Origin of the sequence: Pseudogracilibacillus amylolyticus (SeqCode) (genome assembly GCF_051918545.1) — a bacterium.
Classification (GTDB): domain Bacteria; phylum Bacillota; class Bacilli; order Bacillales; family Amphibacillaceae; genus Pseudogracilibacillus.
In genome coordinates, this window is record NZ_JBPPZG010000173.1 from 1 (window position 1) to 8,674 (window position 8,674).

Consider the following 8,674-nt stretch of genomic DNA (forward strand, 5'->3'; position numbering starts at 1 on the left):
AAGATATTATGCAGTATTTCGTCAAAACTGTACATTCTTATTTAATCGTTTTTGTACATTTCTAGATTATCATTTATATTTATTGTAAAAAAGCCAAAAAAGCTTTGAAACAGCCTGTTTACTACGGTAAAATTATCCATATGTTATATGGGAGGAGTGTACCCAATATGTCTATGGATTTTTCAGCAAAAATCCGAGAAACGGAAAATGTGATTCGTAGACTGTCAGGTGAGATCAGTAGTCATCACCATAATGTAGAACGGCTTCGCCAAACAAAGGATCGGCTTATTGAGTTGTATGACATTTTCATCGAAAATTCAGAACATGTTTCAAAACCTTCGTTTACAAAAAACACTTGGGGTGGTGAATTGGCAAATGAATTTCTTTCTTTTAGACAATACGAATGGAAAAGAAGTTACTTAGCGATTCCAAATAAGCAACTGAGTAAACGTATAGAAGAACTTGAGCAACAAATAAATCGGATCGACTCAAAAATTATTAGTCTAGAAAATCAAGTCTATGGGAAAAGAGTTCATTTAAGTTATTTAGAAAGCAGATAAAGGGAGGCGTTAACGTAAATGGAAATAAAAATTACAGAAGCTCCAATAAAACAATCTGTTCATGCACTATCTACTTCTGCCCAGGATTTATCATCATCCATATCAACTATAGAAGGGAAAAATCAACTGGAATGTATCACAAAAATAAACGAAATCAATCAAACATATATATCAATCTTGGAACAGTACAAAGCATTACTTTTACAAAATATAAATGTTACTGAAGATACATTAGAAGAACTGATAGAAAAGGATCGAGGGATAGCAGACGCAATTCTTTTAAACTCACAAAAATAGTTTTCATCCTTCCGCCTTGGCTTGACTTAAAAAAATGTAAAAAGGACGGTCATTTAAGTGAAGGTTTTAGATGTTAAAAATTTAGATAGTGGAATACGCTCTATAGAAAAAGAAATAGAAACGATCCAAGCTCAAATTTCTGCGATTCAACGCGCTGTAAGAGGAATAACAGAGTTAGAAGCAGAATTAAAAGGTAAAACAGGTGAGGCAATCCGATCTTTTTATCAACATGTTCATCAAACGTTTCTTATTTTCCTACACCAATCATTAACAGATTATACTTTCATACTTAAAGAAATGAAAACATCCGTTAGTAATTTTGAAGGAGATAACAACGGTTTCATCCATGAAGGCTTTATTAGCGAAGACGTTAGAAGTGGGATAGACAGAGCGGAAGAGATGACGTATGATTTAATTAACATAATAAATGAAGAGATGAATAGCGTCTCGGACATTATTTCCCTTTCCCCGTTAAATATGAATGAGTTTAGCCAATATGCGGATAAAGGTAGAGAACGTGCAACAAAAGTTATAGAAGCGTTGTATGAGCTCGATTATCAACAAACGAAAGCTTTAGAAGGTGTAGATAAGGATCTTAATTTACTACAAAACTATATTAATGAAATGAATATTTCTTTTGGAAATAGTAGTGCCATACCAAATTTTACCCCTTTGTCCGCATTTGGAATGCCGACGTATAAGAAAGTGAAAGAAAAGGTGTTTGGAAAGTCAATTTCCATTCAGATAAAAAATTTACATCAACTGAAGAATATGAAATACGATTTAAATACATATAAAGGTATTGGGCTCGGAATATGGGATATAGTGAACGATATTGCTCAAGGTGTTCACCAACTAGCGACAGATCCTATTGGTGTGGTAACTGAACTAGGGTATATGATTTTACACCCTGTTGAAACTGGGAAATATATGACAGAAGCTATCATAAGTTCATTTGAACGGGATGTTATCAATGGAGACAACGAAAGCCGTGCCCGATGGGCCACATATGCAGTTGGAACAGTGGCAGAAACTGTTTTGGGAACAAAAGGTGTTCTTGCTGGATTACGGATTTCGCGAACAGGAACTAAAATAAGTAAGATTAAAACAAAGGACGTAAATAATGCCAGGCAATCAAATGCTTTTTATTATCCAGAAAATAACTTAGCATTCGCAGGCGCTTATGACACAGTACCTTATAATGTGTATAATCTAAATAAAATAAAAGAACAATTATTAATGAAAAGCACAGGGATTGGTGAGAATTGGAGTACAAAAATAAGTGTAGATGATTTCAATCCAAAAACAGCCACAAATAAACAAAAAGGAAACTTTGGTGAAATCATTTCTAGTGACAATTTATTAAATAATCCAAGTCTAAAAGAAGCCGGCTATGACCTAAAGCCAGTAGGAAGAGATGCCCCGGCAAGCATTGATGATAAAATAGTCAGAGGAATAGATGGATTATATGAAAATACAAATCCAAATTCGAATATAAAATATGTAATCGATGAAGCGAAGTTTGGTAAAGGTCAATTAGGAAAAACGAAAGACGGTAAGCAAATGTCAGATGATTGGTTGGTGGGGGAGAAATCAGGAAATGATAGAATATATAATGCTGTAGAAGATAAAGAATTAGCCATTAAAATCATGAGGTCACTAGAGAAAAATGAAGTCGAAAGAGTATTATCAAAAGTGGATAGTAATGGAAATGTAAAGACATATAAACTTGATAAAAATGGGAATACAATTGGCGAATGGCCCTGATTTTAACTTGGAGGATTGAATAGAATGAGAGATCACTTATGTAATGATGGAATATGTAAAGATGGAGTGGAATTTAAAGAGCTGTATATTAAAGTAACTAGTGAAGATATACAATGTATTAAAGAAGATATGGAAAATGGGATTCAAAGACACCCCAGAGATAACAAAAGTATTATCGAAGAATCTTATTTAAGCAATTTTTCATCTAAGATAGATGTGATTAGAGGAAAGTATTCTTTGGGACAAAGCAATATATCTATCGAGAACGATTTTAATTGTGCAATTAGTGATTTAGATTACATAGGGAATAGAGAAGTTGCATATCTAAAATTACTGTGGGCTATATCTTTGGGACTTTTGCTGGAAACAGATAAACAAAACATGAAAAGACTCGCAACTATTGTAGAAAATCAGAATGTAGAAGACTTTGTGATTGATTATCTACTATGCGCTAGTGATATCGGCTGGACAAAAATTAGGAATGTTTTTATTGAGGAAGTCCCCTACACAAATACAAAAGAAATTATCGAACTCGCAGAAACGGATAAACAAGCGGCCTCTAAAAGACTTCAAACATACATGGAGAACGAATGGTTTCAGGGACACTACGATTATGAGTGGAGAAATGCGCATAAAAGACGTGGATATGTAGGGTTCTGGAGCTTTGAAACTGCTGCCATTGCTAAAATCTTAAAGCTTGATGACTCTAGCCTTAAAAATAACAACCACTACCCATACGATTTGGCACATTACAAAAATTCTATAAAATTTAAAGACTTTACGCTAAATGAATATTTAATGGAGATTGACACAGAAGAACCTAAAGATTGGGCAGAAGGAATAGAAAACAATCCTGCGCTGGAAAAAATCATCCCAATCAAATGGCACGCTTTTGTAAATGAATTAATTTCAGATTATCAAGCGTTGGATGACGATCAATTCTATGATAAATATAAAGAACCAATGGAATTAGACCAAATTTGGTTTTTTAAAGATGAGTATAAAGAAGAAAATAAAGAAAAAAACCTGTTAGGAAGTTTAATTGTTTTTGCCCTAACACAAAGAGGCTTTATCCTGCAGCTGGATTATAAGGACAATTTAGAAGACTACGTTCATATTATGAAAAACTTCTGGAAAGACTCTGAGACGAAACTTATTCAATTCATTTTGGATAATGACCAAAATTATTATGCATTAGTGCCAAAAGATGTAGACATAAGAAATATGTATGAAGTTATTGTTAAAGATGTAGGGTAGCGTGATATATATCGAATGAATGTATTATTAAAGAAGACCTTGATTGGCTAAAATCCCTTCAAGGTCTTTTGGTTTAATAAATACACCCTAGCGAAACCAAGTCATTTTAGGAAAGTTGGCGATGATATGACACTCTAGTTTTCCTTGCTGAATACCAATTAATTTGTTTTTAAATTCATTGCCACGATCTGTATGGAGGAGCTGAATATCGCTTAAAGGACCTTTAATAGATGAAAAAGTACGTGCAACTAGAGATTGGTCTTTACTCTTTCCTGTACTAAAGCCTATAATTTCGCGATTAAAAAGGTCGACAAATACACATGTGTAATGCCATTTATTTTTTAACTCTTACATATGTCACGTCACTTACAACTGCCTTCTTTGCAGTTTCTTGTTTGAACTCACAGTTTAATTCATTGGCTTGCTTAGAAAGAAAAATGTGAATTTAGATGACATCGAACTCTTTTTAGACGAAGATTTATTAAAAGACTAAATAGTATCCCATAGATAATTCAACTGCGATATGTTAAATAATGAAATTATTACCTTTATTTCTTTCTTAACAAAGTGGTGTATGATCTAATCAACGAAATTAATAAAGAAATGAGCAGCATCTCGGACATTATCTCTTTTTCTACATTATATATGGATGAATATTAGCAATAATGTCAGTAAAGGCAAGAGAATATTCTACAAAAGTAGTAAAAGCGTTGCATGAGATAGATCATCAACAAAAAAAGCCCTTAGAAGGTGTAGATGAGGATACAACTTACAGCAAAACTATATGAATGAAATGAAGATTACATATGGAAATAGTAGTGCCGTCCTCAACTTCAGCCCCTTGTCCGTATTTGAAATGTTGGCGTATAAGAAAGTGAAGGAAAAGGAGTTTGGACTTTGGAGGGTCTGGTCAATCACATCATGTAGACACTAGTAATGTCGGAATGTTTGAAGATATCAATATGTATAAAGGAATCTGGCTTGGTATTTAGGATGTTGTGAAGGATTTAGGGGAAGAGATCTACGAATTTTACAGTAATCCACTAGGTGTACTTTACCACCAACTTCTTTTTTAGGCAATGCATTATTTCGTTCAGTATATATAAGCAAAACACGATGGTTCTCCTATATTATTGGGACAATTGGAATTGAACTGGTAGGCCAAAAAGGCGCAGGGACAGCAGTCCGAACGTCAAGAAATATGTCGCGAATGAGTCAGCTAAAGGGAACACATCTTTCAACGATGGAAAATCCAGGAGTTTATACAAAGATCATTGAAACTGATCGGTTACTCACAAGAGAATACCAACCAACAGCGTACAATGTATATAATCCTGATCATATTGTAGAGCAGTTAACGGGTAAAAAGAATAGTGGAAATAGTATAGTGATGGTGTCCGATAAGGGTACGGGTGAACTTAAGCATCCAGTTTTAGATAATCCACGAGTAGGTAGTGCATTAAAAGATGATTTTTATCATAACTTTAATGATATAATTGATAATTATGCAGTTGATGCTCAAAGATTTGATTTGCCAAATAAAAAAGGACATATGGATTCGTTGTATCAGATAGAAGGTTCAGTGGTTAAGTATGAAACGAAATATGTAAAGGTTAAAAATAACGCCCCTGAAATGTTACAGACGAAAGAAACAATAGATGGAGTGTTTGAATGGGTGGTAGATCCTACGACTAACACAGTAACCCATAGAACATTTATACCTGGTGGCAAAGTTACAGGAAAAATAAATCAGTGGGGGAAATAGAAAATTGTATAAAATTGAAATAGTCGAGAAAAATGGATTTAATTGTAACTGGACTACGTTGTTTATTGGTAGACAGTTTAAGTTAATATCTTCCTCAGAAGTAACAAATTACGCTGTTGAATATCTAAAGAATAATCCTAATGTTAATAATGAGTTCATCCTTGAATTGGCGTGGGAACAAGAAGAAGATAAAGTAGATGATATACTTGAAAGAATAATCTCTGACAGTTCTTCGGAAGACATGACTAAAGAGTATCATAAGTGGTTATATAGCATTATAAAAGAGGCATATAATAATTCTTCTGATGAAAATATCTTTCAAGAAATAGAAAATATTTTTTCACTGTTTAATACGCCCCAAAATATGTATGACTTTTTTAGAAAAGTATCGGATGCATTTTATTATCCATCTGATTCAAAACATACAATTAAAGAACTTGTTGAGGAGTTTTTGGATGCTGAGAAGCAATTAATATTAAAATAATTAGGAGTTTAAAGAGAACGATGGAATAATAAGCCATCGTTTTCTTTTAAGTAGGGCTCGACACTCAAGAAAGACAAGTAATAAAGGAGATTTTATACTGTAATAAATTGGGTATGTAAAAAGAAGTATAGGATAACATTTAGACCTTGATTGGCTAAATGCCTTTCAAGTTTTTTACTTTACTTAATTTTAAACCAGCTGTTATTTGAATGAAACAATAAGAAAATGATTTGTTCGTGAATCGAGAGCTCGTGATGGTAGTATCATCAAGGAATTATATTTTAATACTGACTAGGAAGAAAAGTATGAGAATTGGGCGAGATGACATTTTACATAGCAAGAGTAATTATGATACCGCCACATTCACAAACAAACGAGATTGACAAAGCCCGTGCAGATATACAGGAGGTAACGTTAAAGGTTACAGGTTTAGTAATAGGACAGACAAAAATATGTTGCATTTTTACTAGAGACGGTCGAAAAATACTCGATATTCATTTAAAAAACGTTACATAATGTGAGGAACAAGGCTGGAAGATTGAAAAGCAAATTGCTGAACACCAAGAAAAGATCTTGAAAAATACATTCCTAATTTTAGGAATTTAGACCCTAGACAACAAAACGCTTTGATTAATAAAAAATGGCCATTGGATATACAAAGGCAAATGGAGTAAAAGCAAATTCTGGAGGAAATTTTAAGTATAAAGTTAGGTGATGATTAATGGAACCCAAAATGAAAAATTTTTTAATTGATTTAATAAATGAGATCCAAGAAAGTTATAATAATTCTTTGTTGCCCACAAAAGAAGAAGGTTTAGAAGAAAAAAACTACAGATTAGGTGTAAATTTTGCATATTATGACGTATTGGAATTAATTGAGTCTCAATTAAAATCATTTGGATATTCAGTAGAAGATATTGGTCAAATTACACCAATACTAGGCGAGAAATTCAACAAATAAAACATTAAGTTCAAAAGTTACCTCAAGAATATAAATTTCTTGAGGTTTTTTTGGAGGAATGCGTATAAAACTTGAGTCAGAAAGTAAAGAAAATTTTTATGCAGGGTACATACATTTCAGCATGTGGATATTAGTAATGTCGAATGTTTGAGGATATAAATACGTATAAAAGGTATTGGGCTTGGCATTTATGATGTAGTGAAGGTTTTAGGAGAAGGGAACTATGAACTTCATAACAATTCGTCTGGTGTTCTTTATCATTTGCTTCTTTTCTTAGGAAATGCACTATTTCGTTCAGTATATATAAGCAAAGCACGATGGTTCTCCTATATTATTGGGACAATTGGAATTGAACTGATAGGACCAAAAGGCGCAGGTACAGCAGTCCGAACATCAAGAAATATGTCGCGAATGAACCAGTTAAAAGGCACACATCTTCCAACGATGGAAAATCCAGGAGTTTATACAAAGATCATTGAAACTGATCGTTTACTCACAAGGGAATACCAACCAACAGCGTACAATGTATATAATCCTGATCATATATTAGAGCAGTTAACAGGTAAAAAGAATAGTGGAAATAGTAGAGAGATGGTGTCCGATAAGGGTACGAGTAATGCTCCTAAGTTTACTCCAAATGAAAGTGGATATTACGGAGCAGTAGGTCAAAGTGGAAGTGCTAAAGTAAGAAATATGACAGGTGGAAATCAAGCCGCAAAACAATTTTTTGATGAAAAAACTCAAGGGTTTAAGACTGAAAGAGACCTTGGAGATGGTAAAGTTCTTAGGATAATGGATGACGGTACAGCAATAACTTACAGACCCGTTTCACATTCTGATGGTACTCCTGCGGTTGATATTAATGGTGGTAGTACTTTCAAACAGCAAAAAATTCATTTCATACCATAAAAAAGAGGGAGATAAGATGCAACACTTTATAAAGAATGAGATAGCCCAGGAGCAAATTGATATGTTGAGAAGTGTTAAAGGTGCGTCATCGTTGAATGTGTACATCGACGAAGTCGGAGAATTTGCGCTCAATTTTGCTATTGAAAGCCCTGATAGGACGATAATTATAAAAAATATTCCTATCAATGCATCTGATGGTGATGAATATCCCAAGTTGATAATTGAACATGCAACAACACCAAGCCCCGACTACAAATTAACATATGTTGGTAAGGATTTAAAGGATATATTCATTTTGAAGGATGTGGCAACGTGGCAAAATAATGGTGTTAATTGGGTAATCGAAGCTGATATTGGAATAAAGATAATTTTTCATCAAGAAGAGATCCTATTACTTGCTTTGGATTCATTAGCAGGGTTTCTCAAAGTACTCAGACTCAATAAAACAACACCTGTGGAAGAAATATTAGAAGATTACTGGTCAATGAAGACTGATAAAGTTAACTCTCTAGTCAGAAAAGAAATAAAAATATAGTTGTATAATCTTAACCTTGATTGGCTCACGCTTATCAAGGTTTCATTTGTGCGCCAGGCATGGCGACCATCTAGGTGGTGAAAGTCCACTGTGGAGGTACACATCAACCAACCACTAGAGAAACGCAAGGCACTTACCG

At 33.7% G+C, this 8,674-nt stretch carries 10 protein-coding genes and 1 pseudogene; 10 read left to right on the forward strand and 1 reads right to left on the reverse strand.

Features of this window, described 5'->3' with window-relative positions:
* The first annotated feature begins 167 nt into the window (after positions 1-167).
* The 4 genes from ACPYKA_RS15985 to ACPYKA_RS16000 are packed head-to-tail and all read left to right on the forward strand — an operon-like array spanning position 168 to position 3,881.
* The gene (locus ACPYKA_RS15985) at positions 168-560 is read left to right on the forward strand and encodes a YwqH-like family protein (RefSeq protein ID WP_479543215.1); all 393 of its coding nucleotides are present in this window, start codon (positions 168-170) and stop codon (positions 558-560) included.
* Between the two features lie 18 nt (positions 561-578).
* Positions 579-857 carry a YwqI/YxiC family protein gene (locus ACPYKA_RS15990; protein ID WP_479543216.1) on the forward strand — a complete coding sequence of 93 codons (279 nt, stop codon included), beginning with the start codon at positions 579-581 and terminating at the stop codon, positions 855-857.
* A gap of 57 nt (positions 858-914) precedes the next feature.
* Positions 915-2,624, forward strand: coding sequence for a T7SS effector LXG polymorphic toxin (locus tag ACPYKA_RS15995; RefSeq protein ID WP_479543217.1), 1,710 nt, complete (start codon positions 915-917; stop codon positions 2,622-2,624).
* 24 nt (positions 2,625-2,648) lie between these two features.
* Positions 2,649-3,881: a PoNi-like cognate immunity protein gene (locus tag ACPYKA_RS16000; RefSeq protein WP_479543218.1), complete on the forward strand. Its 1,233-nt coding sequence runs from the start codon at positions 2,649-2,651 to the stop codon at positions 3,879-3,881.
* A 156-nt stretch (positions 3,882-4,037) separates the two neighbouring features.
* Here the strand turns inward: ACPYKA_RS16000 and ACPYKA_RS16005 are convergent.
* Positions 4,038-4,311 (reverse strand): annotated as a pseudogene (locus ACPYKA_RS16005) (DDE-type integrase/transposase/recombinase); the annotation flags it as partial.
* A gap of 780 nt (positions 4,312-5,091) precedes the next feature.
* On the opposite strand from ACPYKA_RS16005, the gene ACPYKA_RS16010 reads away from it, so the two are divergent.
* The 6 genes from ACPYKA_RS16010 to ACPYKA_RS16035 all read left to right on the forward strand — a co-directional run bounded on the left by ACPYKA_RS16010 (position 5,092) and on the right by ACPYKA_RS16035 (position 8,535).
* Entirely contained in the window at positions 5,092-5,646 is a 555-nt protein-coding gene (locus tag ACPYKA_RS16010; RefSeq protein WP_479543219.1) for a hypothetical protein, read from the forward strand.
* Between the two features lie 4 nt (positions 5,647-5,650).
* A complete protein-coding gene (locus ACPYKA_RS16015) occupies positions 5,651-6,130 on the forward strand; it encodes a DUF2247 family protein (protein ID WP_479543220.1) in 480 nt (159 codons plus the stop codon).
* A gap of 321 nt (positions 6,131-6,451) precedes the next feature.
* Entirely contained in the window at positions 6,452-6,646 is a 195-nt protein-coding gene (locus tag ACPYKA_RS16020) for a hypothetical protein (RefSeq protein ID WP_479543221.1), read from the forward strand.
* A gap of 205 nt (positions 6,647-6,851) precedes the next feature.
* Positions 6,852-7,091: a hypothetical protein gene (locus ACPYKA_RS16025; protein WP_479543222.1), complete on the forward strand. Its 240-nt coding sequence runs from the start codon at positions 6,852-6,854 to the stop codon at positions 7,089-7,091.
* A gap of 198 nt (positions 7,092-7,289) precedes the next feature.
* A complete protein-coding gene (locus tag ACPYKA_RS16030; protein ID WP_479543223.1) occupies positions 7,290-8,000 on the forward strand; it encodes a hypothetical protein in 711 nt (236 codons plus the stop codon).
* Positions 8,001-8,016: 16 nt separating this feature from the next.
* Positions 8,017-8,535 carry a hypothetical protein gene (locus ACPYKA_RS16035; RefSeq protein ID WP_479543224.1) on the forward strand — a complete coding sequence of 173 codons (519 nt, stop codon included), beginning with the start codon at positions 8,017-8,019 and terminating at the stop codon, positions 8,533-8,535.
* The last annotated feature ends 139 nt before the right edge of the window (positions 8,536-8,674 follow it).